Origin of the sequence: Adlercreutzia sp. DFI.6.23 (assembly GCF_024462535.1) — a bacterium.
GTDB classification, from domain to species: Bacteria; Actinomycetota; Coriobacteriia; order Coriobacteriales; family Eggerthellaceae; genus Adlercreutzia; species Adlercreutzia rubneri.
In genome coordinates this window covers 1-330 of sequence record NZ_JANGBP010000310.1, presented here as the reverse complement: position 1 = coordinate 330, position 330 = coordinate 1, and the positions used below count along the sequence as shown (strand labels likewise).

At 54.2% G+C, this 330-nt stretch carries 1 protein-coding gene; it reads left to right on the top strand.

Going from position 1 to position 330, the window contains the following annotated elements:
• Positions 1-330 (top strand): hypothetical protein (locus tag NE591_RS13495; RefSeq protein ID WP_256156892.1); only part of this gene is annotated, 330 nt, incomplete at both ends.

Here is a 330-nt window from a genome sequence, read left to right as displayed (position 1 = left end):
CATACCGCAATTCGCCAACATGAACGCCGCGACCGGCCGAAAGCTCAAACGTCTGATGGCCCTCGTCAGCACCATGGCCCCCTTCAATCCGAGCATGGCGAGCATTGCCGGTAAGATCGAGGTGAGCCGCAACAATCTTGAGGACTACTTCATGTTCATGGAGAAAGCAGGGATGATAGCCCGGCTCAGGCAATCCGGCTCGTCCATCAACCTTCTCGGTAAAGTTGAGAAGGTGTATCTGGACAATCCCAACATCCTCATGAATCTTGGCAACGAGAGCTCCGACCGAGGGACTGTTCGCGAGACTTTCTTCTTCAACCAAATGCGCGT